This is a genomic window from Mesorhizobium sp. WSM4842 (assembly GCF_055901575.1).
Map to the genome: position 1 here is coordinate 1,064,722 of NZ_CM148372.1, position 16,568 is coordinate 1,081,289.

Annotated in this window: 13 protein-coding genes; 5 read left to right on the plus strand and 8 right to left on the minus strand. The window is 64.3% G+C overall.

Annotated features, from left to right (window positions below; genetic code table 11):
• Nucleotides 1–3: 3 nt before the first annotated feature.
• Together AC0NIE_RS04960 and lpdA are read left to right on the plus strand one after the other, a co-directional pair.
• Nucleotides 4–1,401, plus strand: a complete 1,398-nt coding sequence (locus AC0NIE_RS04960) for a dihydrolipoamide acetyltransferase family protein (RefSeq protein ID WP_473485810.1) — start codon at nucleotides 4–6, stop codon at nucleotides 1,399–1,401.
• A gap of 180 nt (nucleotides 1,402–1,581) precedes the next feature.
• Nucleotides 1,582–2,979 (plus strand): dihydrolipoyl dehydrogenase, encoded by a 1,398-nt coding sequence (gene lpdA / locus AC0NIE_RS04965; protein WP_123148726.1) that lies wholly within the window; start codon nucleotides 1,582–1,584, stop codon nucleotides 2,977–2,979.
• A gap of 168 nt (nucleotides 2,980–3,147) precedes the next feature.
• On the opposite strand, the gene AC0NIE_RS04970 is transcribed toward lpdA, so the two are convergent.
• Nucleotides 3,148–4,251: a saccharopine dehydrogenase family protein gene (locus tag AC0NIE_RS04970; RefSeq protein WP_473485811.1), complete on the minus strand. Its 1,104-nt coding sequence runs from the start codon at nucleotides 4,249–4,251 to the stop codon at nucleotides 3,148–3,150.
• A 125-nt stretch (nucleotides 4,252–4,376) separates the two neighbouring features.
• Here AC0NIE_RS04970 and AC0NIE_RS04975 point away from each other — a divergent pair, with 125 nt between their 5' ends.
• From AC0NIE_RS04975 to AC0NIE_RS04985, 3 genes are all read left to right on the plus strand, one after another.
• Nucleotides 4,377–4,805: an Lrp/AsnC family transcriptional regulator gene (locus AC0NIE_RS04975; protein WP_455839200.1), complete on the plus strand. Its 429-nt coding sequence runs from the start codon at nucleotides 4,377–4,379 to the stop codon at nucleotides 4,803–4,805.
• A gap of 354 nt (nucleotides 4,806–5,159) precedes the next feature.
• The gene (locus AC0NIE_RS04980; RefSeq protein WP_473485812.1) at nucleotides 5,160–5,549 is read left to right on the plus strand and encodes a RidA family protein; all 390 of its coding nucleotides are present in this window, start codon (nucleotides 5,160–5,162) and stop codon (nucleotides 5,547–5,549) included.
• Between the two features lie 28 nt (nucleotides 5,550–5,577).
• Entirely contained in the window at nucleotides 5,578–6,807 is a 1,230-nt protein-coding gene (locus AC0NIE_RS04985; protein ID WP_473485813.1) for an amidohydrolase/deacetylase family metallohydrolase, read from the plus strand.
• 178 nt (nucleotides 6,808–6,985) lie between these two features.
• On the opposite strand, the gene AC0NIE_RS04990 is transcribed toward AC0NIE_RS04985, so the two are convergent.
• The 7 genes from AC0NIE_RS04990 to AC0NIE_RS05020 all read right to left on the minus strand — a co-directional run bounded on the left by AC0NIE_RS04990 (nucleotide 6,986) and on the right by AC0NIE_RS05020 (nucleotide 16,490).
• Nucleotides 6,986–8,764: an NAD(P)-binding domain-containing protein gene (locus AC0NIE_RS04990; RefSeq protein WP_473485814.1), complete on the minus strand. Its 1,779-nt coding sequence runs from the start codon at nucleotides 8,762–8,764 to the stop codon at nucleotides 6,986–6,988.
• A gap of 98 nt (nucleotides 8,765–8,862) precedes the next feature.
• Nucleotides 8,863–9,834, minus strand: a complete 972-nt coding sequence (locus AC0NIE_RS04995) for an IS110 family RNA-guided transposase (RefSeq protein ID WP_473490043.1) — start codon at nucleotides 9,832–9,834, stop codon at nucleotides 8,863–8,865.
• A 269-nt stretch (nucleotides 9,835–10,103) separates the two neighbouring features.
• Entirely contained in the window at nucleotides 10,104–11,048 is a 945-nt protein-coding gene (locus tag AC0NIE_RS05000) for a MurR/RpiR family transcriptional regulator (protein ID WP_473486002.1), read from the minus strand.
• Nucleotides 11,049–11,509: 461 nt separating this feature from the next.
• Nucleotides 11,510–13,549 carry an aldo/keto reductase gene (locus AC0NIE_RS05005; RefSeq protein WP_473486001.1) on the minus strand — a complete coding sequence of 680 codons (2,040 nt, stop codon included), beginning with the start codon at nucleotides 13,547–13,549 and terminating at the stop codon, nucleotides 11,510–11,512.
• 139 nt (nucleotides 13,550–13,688) lie between these two features.
• Nucleotides 13,689–14,774, minus strand: a complete 1,086-nt coding sequence (locus tag AC0NIE_RS05010; protein ID WP_473486000.1) for an ABC transporter ATP-binding protein — start codon at nucleotides 14,772–14,774, stop codon at nucleotides 13,689–13,691.
• A gap of 7 nt (nucleotides 14,775–14,781) precedes the next feature.
• On the minus strand, nucleotides 14,782–15,633 hold the full coding sequence (locus AC0NIE_RS05015) for a carbohydrate ABC transporter permease (protein WP_473485999.1): 852 nt from the start codon (nucleotides 15,631–15,633) through the stop codon (nucleotides 14,782–14,784).
• Nucleotides 15,630–16,490: a carbohydrate ABC transporter permease gene (locus tag AC0NIE_RS05020; RefSeq protein WP_095495801.1), complete on the minus strand. Its 861-nt coding sequence runs from the start codon at nucleotides 16,488–16,490 to the stop codon at nucleotides 15,630–15,632. The genes AC0NIE_RS05015 and AC0NIE_RS05020 overlap by 4 nt, the downstream gene beginning before the upstream one ends.
• Nucleotides 16,491–16,568: the final 78 nt, after the last annotated feature.

Here is a 16,568-nt window from a genome sequence, read left to right on the forward strand (position 1 = left end):
ACGATGGGCGAATATGTGATCAAGCTGCCCGATGTCGGCGAAGGCGTCGCCGAGGCCGAGCTCGTCGAATGGCAGGTCAAGGTCGGCGATCTCGTGCGCGAGGACGCGGTGCTGGCCGCCGTGATGACCGACAAGGCGACGGTCGAGATTCCCTCGCCGGTCGATGGCGAGATCCTCTGGCTGGGCGCCGAGATCGGCGACACGGTGGCGATCGGTTCGCCCATCGTCAGGTTGAAAGTGGCCGGCGAGGGCAATGTGGGGGAGGGTACGACATCGTTAGAGGGTGAGGCGAAAGCTACCGGCGCTACCCCCACCCCTAGCCCCTCCCCACAAGGGGGAGGGGGACGCGCTTCGGCTCCCAAGGCTGATGCCAAATCTGTCGCGCGCCCGTCCGCAAAAGTCTCCGCGCGTGAGGATGAATCTGCCATGGCGACGGAATCCCCCTCCCCCTTGTGGGGAGGGGCTAGGGGTGGGGGTACTGCGGTCGGTGGTAGTACTGCGCCCGTCGCCGCGCCGCGTCCCGAAGGCGAAAAGCCGCTGGCGTCGCCGGCCATCCGCCTCAGGGCAAAAGAGGCTGGCGTCGACCTTCGGCAGGTAGCGGGCAGCGGCCCGGCCGGACGTGTCCAGCATGAGGACATCGACGCCTTCCTGGCACGCGGACCGCAACTTGCGAAGGTCTCCGGCCTCGCCCGCAACGAGGCCGTCGAAGACATCAAGATCCTCGGGCTCAGGCGAAAGATCGCCGAGAAGATGACGCTGGCCAAGTCTCGCATCCCGCACATCACCTATGTCGAGGAGATCGACGTTACTGCGCTCGAGGATTTGCGCGCGGCGCTCAACAAGGAGAAGCGCAGCGGCGCGGAAAGGCCGAAGCTGACGCTGCTGCCGTTCCTGATGCGGGCGATGGTCAAGGCGATCGCCGACCAGCCCAATATCAACGCGCTGTTCGATGACGAGGGCGGCATCGTCCACCAGCATGGCGGCGTCCATGTCGGCATCGCCGCGCAGACGCCTTCTGGGCTGGTGGTGCCGGTGGTCAAGCACGCCGAGGCGCGCGACATCTGGGACTGCGCCGCCGAGCTCAACCGGCTCGCTGAGGCGGCCAGATCCGGCACTGCGACGCGCGACGAGCTCTCGGGATCGACCATCACCATCACCTCGCTCGGCGCCATGGGCGGCGTGGCGACGACGCCGGTGATCAATCATCCGGAAGTGGCGATCCTCGGCGTCAACAAGATGATGGTGCGGCCGGTATGGGACGGCACCCAATTTATTCCGCGCAAGATGATGAACCTGTCCTCCAGCTTCGACCACCGGGTGATCGACGGCTGGGATGCCGCAGTGTTTATTCAACGGATCAAGACGCTGCTGGAAACCCCGGCGCTGATTTTTGTGGATTGATGAGATGAGAACGGTCGCAAAGGCCCCCTCACCCGGCCTCCGCTTCGCTACGGCCACCCTCTCCCCGAGGGGAGAGGAGGTCTCCAGCGCCGGCGCCAGCCTCTTCTCCCCGGTGGGGAGAAGGTGGCCGCGAAGCGGCCGGATGACGGGGCCTTTCTTCGCCAAAAAGAGCATATCGACATGAAGGAAATATCCTGCAAGCTGCTCGTCATCGGCGCCGGGCCCGGCGGCTATGTCTGTGCCATCCGCGCCGGCCAGCTCGGCATCGATACGGTTATCGTCGAGTTCGGCAAGCCGGGCGGAACCTGCCTCAATGTCGGCTGCATTCCGTCCAAGGCGCTGATCCATGCGGCCGAAGAGTTCGAAAAGGCGTCGCACATGGCCGGCGGCAAGAGCCCGCTTGGCATTTCAGTCGCAACACCATCCATTGATCTCGAAACGACCGTCGCCTGGAAGGACGGCATTGTTAGCCGGCTGAACAGCGGCGTCGCCGGCCTGCTCAAGAGGGCCGGGGTCAAGACCGTGCATGGCTGGGCGAAATTCCGTGACGGCAAGACTGTCGAGGTCGAGACAGAGACCGGTACACAGGTCGTCCGCGCCGAGACGGTGGTGATCGCCACCGGCTCGGCGTCGGTCGAGCTGCCGTCACTGCCGTTCGGTGGGCCGGTGATCTCGTCCACCGAAGCGCTGGGGCTGAGCGAAGTGCCGGAAAGGCTTGCCGTCGTTGGTGGCGGCTATATCGGGCTCGAGCTCGGCATCGCCTTCGCCAAGATGGGCGCCAGGGTGACCGTGGTCGAGGCTTTGCCGCGCGTACTGGCGCAGTATGATGCCGAACTGACCCGGCCGGTGGTGAAACGGCTCACTGAGCTCGGCATCGAGGTGCTCGTGAACGCCAAGGCCAAGGGGTTGTCGACCAAGCGCGATGCGCTGCTGATCGAGACGGCCACCGGCAAGAATGGCAAGATCGCTGCCGACAGGATTCTGGTCACCGTCGGGCGCAAGCCGGTGATCGAAGACTGGGGGCTGGAGCAGATCGACCTCGACATGGCGGGGAAATTCATCCGCATCGACGACCAGTGCCGCACCTCGATGCGCGGCATCTTTGCCATTGGCGACGTCACCGGCGAGCCGATGCTGGCGCACCGGGCGATGGCGCAAGGCGAAATGGTCGCCGAGATCGTCGCCGGCCACAAGCGCAGCTGGGACAAACGCTGCATTCCCGCCATCTGCTTCACCGATCCGGAACTGGTCACCGCAGGCCTGTCGCCGGAGGAGGCAAAGGGGCTCGGCGGTGAGATCAAGGTCGGGCTGTTTCCTTTTGCCGCCAATGGCCGGGCAATGACCAAAATGGGTGAAGATGGATTTGTCCGGGTTGTTGCCCGCGCGGACAACCATCTGGTGCTCGGCATCCAGGCGGTCGGCCAGGGCGTGTCGGAACTGTCGGCGGCGTTCGGCCTGGCGCTGGAGATGGGCGCGCGGCTGGAGGACATCGCCGGCACCATCCATGCACATCCGACACAAGGCGAGGGTTTTCAGGAAGCCGCGCTGAAGGCGCTTGGGCACGCGCTGCATGTTTGAGGGCAGGTGATCTCCCCCCTTGAGGGGGAGATGGCCGGCAGGCCAGAGGGGGTCGGTTCGACTGGATGCGACCTCCCTTGCGACAGATGGAGGTTAGCGCTCTACGCGAGGCGACCCCCTCTGTCGCCTTCGGCGACATCTCCCCCTCGAGGGGGGAGATTACACAGCTCACCCCGCCAGCCGGCTAACCATCTCGTGCTGCGCATAGGCGTGGCCGAAGCGGTTGGCAAGGAAGGCATCGAGCGCGATGTCCTCCTGCTTGATGAAACCCTTCGCCGGCAAGGTGCCGTCGGCCAGCATGTCGAGCACCGCGCAGATGGCTGAGCCCGTGGTGATCTGGATGGCGCTACGCACCGTATCGCCGACACGCCTGGCATAGATCTTGTTGGCGTAGGTCTCCTGCAGCAGGCGGCCGTTCTTGCGGCCGCTGACGGTGACGAAGACGATGACCACGTCCTGCAGCGTTGCCGGCAGGGCGCTCTCAAAAATGTCCTTCAGCACGTCGCGGCGGTGGCGCAGGCCGAGATCGTTGAGCAGCGCCTTCATGATCGCGGCGTGGCCAGGGTAGCGGATGGTGCGATAGTTCAGCGTGCGCACCTTGCCCTTCAGCGTTTCGGCCAGAGTGCCGAGCCCTCCGGACGTGTTGAACGCCTCGTAGGTGACGCCGTCGAGCGAGAATTCCTCGCGCTCCTCCAACGGCGGCACTTCGATCAGTTCGCCTTCGACGATCGCCTCGCAAGGCTCGCAATATTCGTTGATGACGCCGTCCGTGCTCCAGGTCAGATTGTAGTTCAGCGCATTCGAGGGGTACTGCGGCAGCGCCCCAACCCGCATGCGCACGCTCTCCAGCGTGTCGAAGCGGCTGGCGAGATCGTTGGCGACGATCGAGATGAAACCCGGCGCCAGCCCGCATTGCGGGATGAAGGCGCTGTTGGCGGAGCGCGCCAGTTGCTTGACGCGTCGGGTCGCGACGACGTCCTCGGTCAGGTCGAGATAATGCACGCCGGCGCTGGCCGCCGCTTCGGCGATGCGCGTGGTCAGATGGAAGGGCGCTGCGCTGAGCACCGCGAACTTGCCGGCCAGGGCCGCTTCGAGCGTTCCGGCGGCTTCGATGTCGAGTTCCAGCGTCTCGACCGTGGCAGGCAATTCGGCTGCGCTGAGCTGTGCGGCCGAGCGGTCGACGAGGGTGACCTGATAGTCGCCCGTGGACGCCAGCATCTCGGCGATGGTCGAGCCGATCTTGCCGGCGCCGACAACTATGATTTTCTTCATGACCGGTTCCCTCGCCTTACATTTGCTCAAGACGATAGAATCGCAGCTTGCCTGTCGAAAGGAAGCGTGGAATTGTTCGAAACGAAGTGTCAGATTGCTCAGTATGCCGATGAGGTTCGTCGAAAGTGCTTAGCAACGCCGAACAGGCCCTGCTCTCCCTGCTGCGCGTGAATGCGCGCGCCTCGACAGCCGAGCTGGCGCGGCGGCTGGGCGTGTCGCGGACAACGGTGCAGAGCCGGATCGAGCGGCTGGAGCAGCGCGGCATCATCACCGGCTATGGCGTCAGGCTTTCGCCGGATTACGAACAGGGACTGGTGCGGGCGCATGTCCTGCTCACCGTCACGCCCAAGCTCGCCGACAAGGTGGTGCGCAGCCTGCAGGCGCTGCCGCCGGTGCGGACGCTGCATTCGGTGAGCGGCAATTTCGACATGATCGTCATCGTCGACGCGCCGTCGATCAGGGATCTCGACACGCTTCTCGACCAGATCGGCGCGATGGACGGGGTCGAGCGGACATCGTCTTCGATCATCCTGTCGACGCGGATTGATCGGTGACTGGCTTGGCGGGAGCATTGGGCCGCTTCCCTCCCAGGGCGAAGCAAAAACTCTTAGGGTCCCTTCCAAATGCTGCTGTCGAGCGGAACCTTTCGGGGCGTCGGCGGGACAGCGCCCCGTCTGTCCTGCCGGACATCTCCCACTTGGGGGGAGATCGGCAGTTTCGGCACTCCGCTCACACCTCCGATGCTCCTGTAATAAAGCAACATGAATTCTAAAAAATGTTGCTTTCCAACACGGCCTGTATGAGAATCGCCGGGAGGCATAGCCTTCCGCCGGGAACGGGCAAACCGGCGCAGCGAAGAGCCCGCGCGGAGCTTCGCGGCGATTGCCGGACAGCACGGCAACGCACCAATGCTTTTTGAAGGAGAACAGACCTTGCCCAAGCAGTGTTTTGGAACATCGCATGTGCCGCTGTCGCCGGCAGTCCGGGCCGGCGATATGGTCTATATCTCGGGCCAGGTGCCGGTTGGCAGCGACGGCGTGGTGGTCATGGGCGGTATCGTAGAACAGACCGAGCAGGTACTTTCGAATGTGCAGGCAGCCCTGGCGCTGGCCGGCTGCACCATGGACGACGTGGTCAAGACGACAGTCTGGCTCGAGGACGCGCGCGACTTCGGCGCCTTCAATGCCGTTTATGCCAGGCATTTTGCAAAGGATCCGCCGGCGCGGACAACCGTCGAGTCGCGGCTGATGATCGACATCAAGATCGAGGTCGAGGCTGTCGCCTACAGACCGGTTTGACGAAAAGACACAACGGAGCCGGACGCCGATGCAATTTGATCTCCTCCTGAAGGGCGGCCGCCTCATCGATCCGGCGTCCGGCCTCGATGCGCAACGCGATCTGGCCATCGCCGGTGGCCGCATCGCCGCGATCGATGCCGACATTCCCTTCGATCGCGCCGCGCGCGTCATCGATGCCACCGGCTCCATCGTCGCGCCCGGCCTCATCGATCTGCACAGCCACGTCTATTGGGGCGGCACCTCGCTCGGCGTCGATGCCGACCGCCTCGCCGCAAAAAGCGGCACCACCACGTTCATCGACGCGGGAAGTGCTGGGGCCGGCAACTTCCTCGGCTTTCGCCGCCATGTCATCGAGCGCTCGAAAGTCCGCATCCTGGCCTATGTCAACATTTCCTTTGCCGGGATTTTCGGCTTCTCGCAGACCGTTTCGGTTGGCGAGTGCAGTGATCTCCGGCTCTGCGAACCGCGCGAGACGGTGGCGGCGGTGCGCGAGCACGCAGACATGATTGTCGGCGTAAAAGTCCGCTCGGGTCGCCATGCCGGCGGCAGCAGCGGCATCGCGCCGGTCGATCTGGCGCTCGAGGCCGCCGACCAGGCCGGCCTGCCGCTGATGGCGCATATCGACGAGCCGCCGCCGGGCCGCTCGGAAGTGCTGCCGCGCCTGCGCAAGGGCGATATTCTCACCCATTGCTTCCGGCCGTTTCCCAACGCGCCGATCTTCGCATCCGGCGCGGTGCGGCCCGACATGCGGCTGGCGCGCGAGCGCGGCGTCATCTTCGATATCGGCCACGGCATGGGCTCGTTCGATTTCGAGGTCGCCAAAGCGATGCTCAAGGAGGGGCTGGCGCCTGATGTGATCAGCAGCGACGTGCATCTCTACTGCGTCGACGGACCGGCCTTCGACATTCTGGTGTGCATGTCGAAACTGCTGGCGCTCGGCATGCCGCTGGTCGAGGTTTTGCGCGCGGCAACACAGCGGCCGGCCGAGGCGATCGCAAGGCCCGAGCTTGGCGCGCTGGCAGTCGGTGCCGTCGGCGACATCGCGGTGCTGCGGCTGCGCCCGGGCAGTTTCACCTTCGTCGATGCGGTCGGCGCCTCGCTGGTCGCCGAGCAGAGGCTGGTCTCGGACGGCATTGTGATTGGCGGCATCTGGTGGCCGAACGAGGCGGCTAACGATTTTGGCGATACCGAACGCTTCGAAGCGCATGCGCACGAGACGCATGTCGATGTTGCTGTCCGGCATTTCGGGCGTGGGTGATCTCCCCCCTTGAGGGCCCTTGAGGGGGAGATGTTCGCCGAAGGCGACAGAGGGGGTCGGTTCGACCGGGCTCGCCTTGCAACGGATGGAGGTTGGCGCTCGACATGCGGCGACCCCCTTTGGCCTGCCCTCTTTGCCAGAACTTGGCATCTCCCCCTCAAGGGGGGAGATCACAGCTTCACCCCGGCGCCCCATAAACCGGCGTCGCAACGCCTTCCATGCGCGCCTTGATCTGCAGCGCGACGAATTTCGAGTAAAAACGCGACAGTGCGAGATTGCCGCCGTGGAACCATAGTGTTTCCTGCGCCGTCGGCTTCCACATGTTGCGCAATTCACCTTGCCATGGGCCTGGGTCGCCTCTGGTGCCCGAGCCGAGCCCCCAGCACGGGCCGACCTTGTCGGCGACCTCGCGCGAGACGATCACCGCCACGGTCTCGTTCATCGACTGATAGCCGGTGCAGGAGATGATCGCGTCGGCCGCCAGTTCGGTGCCGTCGTCGAACAGGATCCCAGTCGGCGTCAGCGACTTGATCTCGACGCCGCTGCGGACGCCGATCTCGCCGTCGATGATCAGATCTGAGGCGCCTACGTCGATGTAGTAGCCCGAGCCGGTGCGGTAGGCCTTCATCAGCAGCCCGGTCTCGTCGTCGCCGAAATCGATGGCGAAGCCGGCGCCGCGCAAGCGGTCGTAGAAGGCCGCGTCGCGCGCCTTGATCACGCCGTAGAGCGTCCGCTGGCTTTGCGGCAGCAGCGCGAACGGCGTCGAGGCGACGATCATGTCGGCCTTCTCGGTGGTGATGCCGCGGGCCAGCGCCTTCTCCGAAAAAATCTCGAAGCCGACCTCCATCAGCGTGTCGGATTTGACCACCGTCGTCGGCGAGCGCTGGATCATGGTCACCTCAGCGCCGCTCTCCCAGAGATCGACGGCGACATCGTGGCCCGAGCTTGCCGCGCCGATGACGGCGACCGCCTTGCCACGGAATTTTTCGCCGCTGGAATACTGGCTGGAATGCAGGATCTCGCCCTGGAACGCCGTGGCGCCCGGTAGGTCGATCTGCCTCGGCGGGCCATAGGCGCCGGTTGCGAAGACGATGTGCCTGGGTTTGAGCGTGATGCGCTCGCCGGCGCGATCGACCTCGACCGTCCAGATTTTTTCGGCTTCGTCGTAGGACGCGCGGACGCATGTCGTGGAGGTCCAGTAATTGAGCTCCATGACGCGCGTGTACATTTCCAACCAGTCGCCCATCTTGTCCTTGGGCGTGAACACCGGCCAGTTTTCCGGAAACGGGATGTAGGGCAGATGGTCGTACCAGACCGGGTCGTGCAGCACGAGCGAGCGATAGCGGTTGCGCCAGGAATCGCCGGCTTGAGCGTTCTTCTCGATGACGATGGCCGGCACGCCGAGCTGCCGCAGCCGCGCACCTAGCATGATGCCGCCCTGGCCGCCGCCGATGACCAGGCAGTAGGGCTGCTGGCCGGCGCCGAGATCACGCATCTCGCGCGCCCTCGCCTCTGCCCAAGTCTCGCGGTCCGGATCGGCCTTGTGGCGGACACCCAGCGGCCGCGCCGGCCCCTTGCGCTCCTCAAAACCCTTAAGATCGCTCATCGCCGTGAACAGCGTCCGGCATCGGCCGTCCTGCAGGCGCATGATGCCCCGGCCCCACGCCGATGACGTCTCGAAGGTGAACCAGGCCTCGACGATGCCTTCGTCCGAGCTTGCCTCGCCACTGAGCTGCCAGGCAGTCGGCTTGGTCGTAGCCAGTGTGGCTTCCAGCATGTCGCGGATCGCCGCGCGGCCTTCCATCGTCCTGATGTTCCAGGTGAAGGTCAGCAGGTCGCGCCAGTAGCAATCCTCGACGAACAGGTTGGTCGCGGCCGCTGCGTCGCCCGTCTCGAGCGCGCGGGAGAGGGAGGAAAACCAGGTGGCCGCCTGTTTCGATGGTTCCATGTCGAGCATCTGTTTTTTCTCCTTCAAGTCGCCGCCGCCCGGTCTTCCTTCTCCCCTTGTGGGAGAAGGTGTCGCCGAAGGCGACGGATGAGCATCTGTGTTTGTTGTCAAGGGGCGATTGGGCTCCAGAAGCGGTCTTGGGCGATGAGTGCGTTGGCCATGACGACGAGCTTTCGCATGACGGCGACGAGGATGACCTTTGCGGCCTTTCCGGCGTTGCGCAGGCGTGCGGCGAAGGCGGCAAGGTCCTTGTTGTAGCGGCTTGCCGACAGCGCCGCCATGTAGAGGACGTTTCTGACAGCCTTGCGTCCGCCTTTGATTGCACGGCGGCCCTGACGCGGCCCGCTGTCGTGGGCGACGGGGGCGAGGCCGGTCAGCATGGCCGCCTGTTTGGCGTTGAGCGTGCCCATCTCGGCGAGACCGACCAGCAGCGCGGTGGCCGTGATCGGGCCAATGCCCGGGATCGACACCAAGATGGCGTGGCGGCGGGCAAGGGCGGGGTCGGCCGAGATCAGGCGAGCGGTTTCGGTTTCGAGACGGACGAGGTGGCGTTCGATCATCCGCAGTCTGCGCTTGAGTTCGGCGCGCAGAAAGGGGCTTTGGAGTGTCGCCAAGCGGTTGATGAGCGCGGTGCGTTCGGCACTGGCGGCACCGCGCACGCCGACGATTTCCTGCAATGCTTCCATCGCAAGCGAAGCCGGTACCGTCTCGGCCGGTTCGAGTGCGACCCCCATCAAGGCCAGCAGCCTGGCGTCGATCCTATCGGTCTTGGCGAGCTGGCCGCAGGCTTCGGCAAAGAGCCGAGCGCGCAGCGGGTTGACGACGGCCACGGCCAATCCCGCCTCGTGCAGCGAGCGTTGCGCCGCCCGATGGTATTTGGACGTCGCCTCCAGGACCACCCGCCTCACCGCAAGCTCGCCGAGCAGGCGCTTCAGCCGCCGCAGTCCGCCACTGTCATTGGCGACGCGGAAGCTCTTGCCGGCCGGATGGACGTAGACATCCAGCCACTCTTTACACACGTCGATGCCGGCATAGACTGGCGGCGTCGCATTCGGTTCGGACAATACCTTGCCTTGCATGCGGGACTTGCTCCCCATCATCTGTTCAGGACCAATGTGAGAACGAATGGACCTTGCTCATCCGCGGCTCACACCAAGGGGCGTACGGTCCCATCCGTCCACTCCCCGGCGGACGGCCATCCGTCGGGGAGTACAGCTATCTTGCACAAATAGCCGCAATCCGAACATGCAAGGGGTATTCCAGCTTGGCGCTACGCGCCAATCCACCGCCCGGGGCGAGTCACGGGCCTCGCCCGCCCTTCACAAGGGGAGAACGAGAGCCGCGCCTCTCAGTCCCCCAGCGGCTCCATCTCTTTGCCCGTCCTGTGGATCTGGGCGTTGTATTTGATGCGGCGGACCGTTTCGCGAGCCGAGCCGTCAAGTTTGTAGGCGGCCGCCACCGCCATCAGGTCGATCGCGGCCAGAAAGGCAAACCGCGAGGCGGTCGGCTTCAGCGTGTCGGGATATTCGGGCACCGCCACCGTCAGCCTGACGTCGCAGGCGCGGGCAAGGTCGGTGTCGGGCGCGGTCACGCCGATCGCGTTGGCGCGGTAGTGCTTGGCCAGTTCGACGGCCTCGATCACTTCGCGGGTGCGTCCGGTCGCCGAAATGGCGATCACCAGATCGCTGGGCTTCAAGGTCGAGGCGGTCATCCGCATCAGATACGGGTCGCACTGGGCGCTGACGGTGATGCCGTAGCGGAACAGCCGGTACTGGGTCTCCTGCGCCAGCGCCGAGGAGCTGCCGCCGAGGCCGAACACCGTAACCTGGCGCGCCTTGGCGATGAGCTCGGCCGCCTTCACCAGCTGTGCCGGATCAAGCTGCCGTTCGGCCTCCTGCAGCGCCCGGCGTGCTTCGCCGAACACGGCATTCCAGAACGGCATGCCGTTGTCGCCGCTGGTGGGCGGCGGCTTGCTCAGATAGAGCGCGCCGACGACGAGGCTCTGCGCCAGCTTCAGCTTGAAATCGCGCACGCCCTCGCAGCCAATGGCCCGGCAGAACCGGGTCACGGTGGGTTCGCTGACCTGGGCGCGCTGGGCAAGTGCTGCGTTGGAAGCGTCGACCGCGAATCTGACATCGTCGAGCACGACATCGGCGACGCGCCGCTCCGCCGGGCGCAATTCACCGTAAGAGTCCTTGACCAGCGAGATGATGTCGGGGATGCGCCTGACATGATCGCGCCCATCGGGTTCGTCGCCCGAGGTCAATCGTACATGGCCTTCAGCTTCGGTCATGAATCTTTCCCCTGCAGTTCGTAGAACTCGACCTCTACCATGTTCGCGCATCGCTTGCCTGCTCGCCTCACGCGGCCGGTTTCCGAAGTATGTAGGAAAGCAACAAGCTTTTCAAGAAATAGAAAGCTCAGTTAAAACAAACACATGCTGCTGAGAATAGCGATCTTGCCAGCGAGAGCCGCGGTCGCCGCTTGGCAGTAAAGTAGGAGAGTTACAGGCTGATTTCTGCGGGATGACCGACTGGAACCGCAGACCGAAGGTGAGCTGGTAGGTAGGGCAGAGCCGCAGCGTTGCGCCGCCCCGTCTTCCCTTCTCCCCTTGTGGGAGAACGTGTCGCCGAAGGCGACGGATGAGGGGTGCTCCAGCTTGGCACCGACGGCACTCCGTCCAGCACCCCTCTTCCGTCTCGGCGCTGCGCGCCGATCCACCTTCTCCCACAAGGGGAGAAGGTGGAAGGAAGCTCAGCCCGTGCGGCGCGCGGGATGCTGGTCCGAACCGCCATCCAGCCACGCGATGTCGTCAGGCGAAAGCGCAATGTCGAGCGCCTGCAGGCTGTCCTCCAGTTCGTCGAGCGTGCGTGGTCCGATCAGCGGGACGGACGGGAACGGCTGGGCCAGGACATAGGCGAGCGCGACATGGATCGGGCTCTTGCCCAGCCTGTTGGCGAGCTCGATCGCCTGGTCGCGGCGGCCGAAATTTTTTTCCGAGTACCAGACCCGGACCAGCTCTTCATTGTCGCGCTGGTCGCGCCCGGCGCGACCGGTGAAGAAACCCCGGCCCTGGCTCGACCAGGCGAAATTGGGCATCTGCCGGGCGGTCAGCCAGGCCTTCCATTCATCGCTCGACGATGTGACGCAACCCGGCCAGATCGGCACCAGCATTTCGGCCAGCGAAAAATTGTTCGAAAGCGCGCCAGGCTTTTGCTTGCCGGTCCGCTCGGCATAGGCAATGGCCTCGTCCATGCGTTCCCTCGTCCAGTTCGAGCCGCCGAACGGACCGCGGATGCGGCCAGCCCTGAACTCCCTGTCCATTGCGTCGACGAATTCGTCGACCGGCACGTCCGGATCGTCGCGGTGCATGAAATAGACGTCGACATGATCGGTCTGCAGCCGGTCGAGCGACTGGGTGAGCTGCTTGCCGATCACATCGGGATAGCAGAGCGGGGTGTGCGCGCCCTTGCCGATGACCACAGATTGCTCACGCACGCCGCGGTTCTTCAACCACTGGCCGAGCAGCGTTTCGGTGTAGCCGCTGCCATAGATGAAGGCCGTGTCGAAGACGTTGCCGCCGGCTTCGAAATAGGCATCGAGCAGGATCATCCCCGAGGAGAACGTGCGAAAATCCTCGAAGCCGAGCGCCAGGCACGAGGCCGGCGGCGGCAGGCCTGGAATTTCGCGCTTCGGGATGGTGGTACCGCCGGAGCGCAGCCGCCGGCCGGAGATGGTGTTGACGCGTTTTTCGGGCTTCTCGATCTCGTATTCGAGCCCGATGGCGGCACGCCATTTGTCGAGCACGCGCAGATTGCCGAGGCTGTCGGCCCAGCCCATGCCCGGCCAGGCAAACTCCTGCTTTCCGGCCACGATCGCCTCACCGGCGGCGTCGGCCTCGAAAGCGTAGAGCCAGCGGTCTTCCCTGACCTCGACCACCTCCTCACCGCCCGGACGGATGATGCGAATCTCGCCGGTGCCGCCTTCCCTGCCGCTCGCATACCAGAAATCCGCGACCTCGATGCGGCCCTTGGTGCCAAGGATGCGCAGGACATTGTCCTGCGCCAGCGAAATGCCGCAGGAGACTTCGGCGACGATGCCGCTGGGAAAATGCAGCAGCGCCGAAGCCCATTCGTCGACGCCGGACTGACCAAGATGTGCAGCACCCGCCACCTTGTCCGGCTCGGCGAAGGGTTTTCCCAATGCTGCCCCGGCAATCAGCCGCGCCATCGAAACGGGATAGCCGCCGACATCCAGAATGCCGCCGCCGGCGAGATCGTTCGCGTAGAGCCGGTGTTCCGGCATGAAATCAGGCATGGCGAAGCCGAAGCTCGACTTCACCATGCGCACCTCGCCGATCGCGCCGGACCTGATCAGTTCGACCAGCTTTGCCGTCTGCGGATGCAGCCGGTACATGAAGGCTTCGCCGAGAAAGGTGCCGGCCTTGCGCGCTGCATGGATCATCGCGTCCGCCTCGAAGGCGGTCAGCCCCATCGGCTTTTCGCAAAGCACATGCTTTCCGGCCTCGGCCGCCCTGATCGCCCATTCGGCGTGGCTCGGGTGAGGTGTCGAAATACAGACCGCATCGACGTCCGGATCCGCGAGCAGAGCCTCGTAGCCGTCGAGGATGCGGGCACCGGGGAAGTTATCGGCAAGGCCTGATTTGCCGGGATTGCGTGCGCCGAGCGCAACCAGTGTGCCGGTATGCGAATGGGCCACACCGCCGGCAAAGGCCTTGGCGATGGTGCCGGGCCCGAGAATGCCCCAGTGGATCTTTCGTGGTTCGGACGTCATTTCAAATCTCCTTGGGGACGCCTCGGCGTCGCGAGTTGGTAAAAGAAAAATTGCGTGTCTTAGTTTTGTGCATGTCGTTGTCCCAAACCGCTGCGCATCCTCGGTTCACGCCCGAGGGCATGCTTTTGGGCGACATGCATTAGCGAATGCGTGCACCTGATTTGTCGAAGAGAAGCGACCGGCCGGCCTTGATCGACACCGCCATGTGGTCGCCATTCGCCCGCTGCCGCGATGCCTCGCGCTCGATAATCAGTTCCTCTGGCCCGGCATTGGCATAGATGTAGCTCACCGATCCGAGGTGCTCGGCGACGTCGGCCTTGACAGCAATGTCGCAATCGCCTTCGCCGGCCTCGAAGAAATGCTCCGGCCGGACGCCGAGCACGACCTCGGCACCGACCGCAGGCGGGGCACCCGAAAGCGGCTTCCGCAGTTTGGCGCCACAATGGTTGGCGAGTTCGACGGTTATTGCGCCGTCGTCGTTTCCGACCACGTTCGCCGCCATAAAATTCATCTTCGGCGAGCCGACGAAACCGGCGACGAAGCGGTTGGCGGGGTCGTCATAGAGATCGAGCGGCGCGCCGATCTGCTCGATATTGCCGGCGTTGAGCACCACGATCCTGTCGGCCAGCGTCATCGCTTCGGTCTGGTCGTGCGTCACATAGATCATGGTGACGCCGAGCTCCTTGTGCAGGCGCGAGATCTCGACCCGCATCTGCACCCTGAGCTCGGCGTCGAGATTGCTCAGCGGCTCGTCGAACAGGAACACTTGCGGCTCGCGCACGATGGCGCGGCCGATAGCGACGCGCTGGCGCTGGCCGCCCGACAATTGCCGCGGGCGCCGCTTCATCAGCTCGGCGATGCGCAGGATTTCGGAGGCCCGCTTCACCCGCCGCTCGGTGTCGGCTTTCGGGTTGCCGTTCATCCTCAGCCCGAAGCTCAGATTCTGCTCGACGCTCATATGCGGATAGAGCGCGTAGGACTGGAACACCATGGCGATGCCGCGGTCGGCCGGCTCGACATCGTTCACCAGTTTGCCGCCGATGGCGATCTCGCCGCCGCTGATGTCCTCGAGCCCGGCGATCATCCTCAGCAGCGTGGATTTTCCGCAGCCGGAAGGGCCGACGAAGACGACGAATTCGCCGTCATTGACGTCGATGTTCGCGCCGTGAACGATCTCGAAGACGCCGAAGCGCTTGACGACATTCTTGAGTGTAACCGCTGCCATGCTGATCCTATTTGATGGCGCCGGCGGCAATGCCGGCGACGAAATGGCGCTGCAAGAGCACGAACACGACGAGCATCGGCACGGTGAGCATCACGGCGCCCGCCATGATGCCGCCCCACGACACTTTGGTGAGGCCGATCAGCGTGCCGAGCGCTACCGGCGCCGTCATCGCACCGGGCTTGGAATTGATCAGCAGCGGCCAGAGGTAGTTGTTCCAGGAGGCAAGGAACAGGATGATGGCGAGCGCCGCCAGCATCGGCCGCGCCAGCGGTAGTGCTACGAACAGGAAGATCCGCCACTCCTTGACCCCCTCGACCCGAGCGGCGTCGAACAGATCGCCCGGCATCATCGAGAAGCTCTGCCGCATGAACAGCACGCCGAGCGAATTGAAGAGCGGCGGCACGATCAGCGCCACCCACGTATTGGCGAGCTTGAAGTCGCGCGCCACCATGATGAATTGCGGGATCAGCACGACCGCATAGGGAAGCGTGATGGTGCCGAGGATGATCGCGACGACCACGCCCTTGCCGAAGAACTGGTAGCGCGCCAGCGCCCAGCCGGCCATCGAGGTGAGCAGCACCGACAGGAACGTGTAGGTGACCGCCACCGACACGGAGATGCCGATGGCGCCGATGAAATTCGTGTCGCGCTGCAAATTGTTGACATTGTCGAGGAAACTGCCGTGCGGCAAAAGCTCGATGCTGGGACTGAAGATGCCTCTGTCGGGCATGGTCGAGAAGATTACCATCATCCACAGCGGAAACAGCCAGATCAGCGCCAGCGGCGTCAGGAACAGATGCAGCGCGATGCTGCGTCCCAATCTGGCGGAGGAACGGCGCGAAGAGGAACGCGAGCTCATTTCGGGTCCCTCGTCAGCCACAGTTGCACCAGCGAGATGGCGATCGCCAGCCCGGCCATGGTGTAGGCGATGGCCGAGGCGTAACCGAAATTGAGCGACCTGAAACCCTGGCGGTAAAGCAGCAGCCCGAGCGTTTCGGTGCCGCCGCCCGGTCCGCCGCGTTCGGTGATCAGGAACGGTTCGGTGAACAGCTGCATGGTGCCGATGATCGACAGCACGGCGCAGAACACGATGATCGGCTTGAGCAGCGGCAGGGTGATGTAGAAGAACTGCTTGAGCTTGCTGACGCGGTCCAGCGTCGCGGCCTCGTAGACATCCTGGGGGATGGACTGCAGGCCGGCGAGCAGGATGATGGCGTTGTAGCCGGCCCAGCGCCAGGTCACCGCGATCATGATGACCGCCATCGCCGGCGTGACGTTGGAAAACCAGTCGATACGGGGCAGGCCGACGCTGTTCAGCAGCTTGTTGATGATGCCGTAATCGAGGTTGAACATCAGCCGGAACACCGCCGAATAGGCGACTTCGCCGACCACGACAGGAGCGAAGAAGGCGAAGCGGAACAGGCCTCGGGCCTTGAGCAGCGGCGAATTGAGCAGCACGGCCATCACGATCGCCAAAGTGATCATCACCGGCACTTGGATGACGAGGATGAGCAAAGTGTTTTTCAACGCGTTGAAGAAAGCCGGGTCGCCGATCAGCCGGCCCCAGTTGAAGGTCGGCGCGAACCGCCACGGCACGGTGCGCGTCGCCTGGAAGGAGATCAGGAAGGAGCTGATGATCGGCCATAGCCAGAAAATCGAGAAGATCAGCAAATAGGGCGCGAGGAAGCGATAGGCCGTGGCGTTCTGATAGCGCATCATTGCCTCCTTCGTTTCCCGTTTCTAAGTTTACCGGCCCACTGTCGAGGTCGGCCTTGTTCTTGCCTTCTCCCCTTG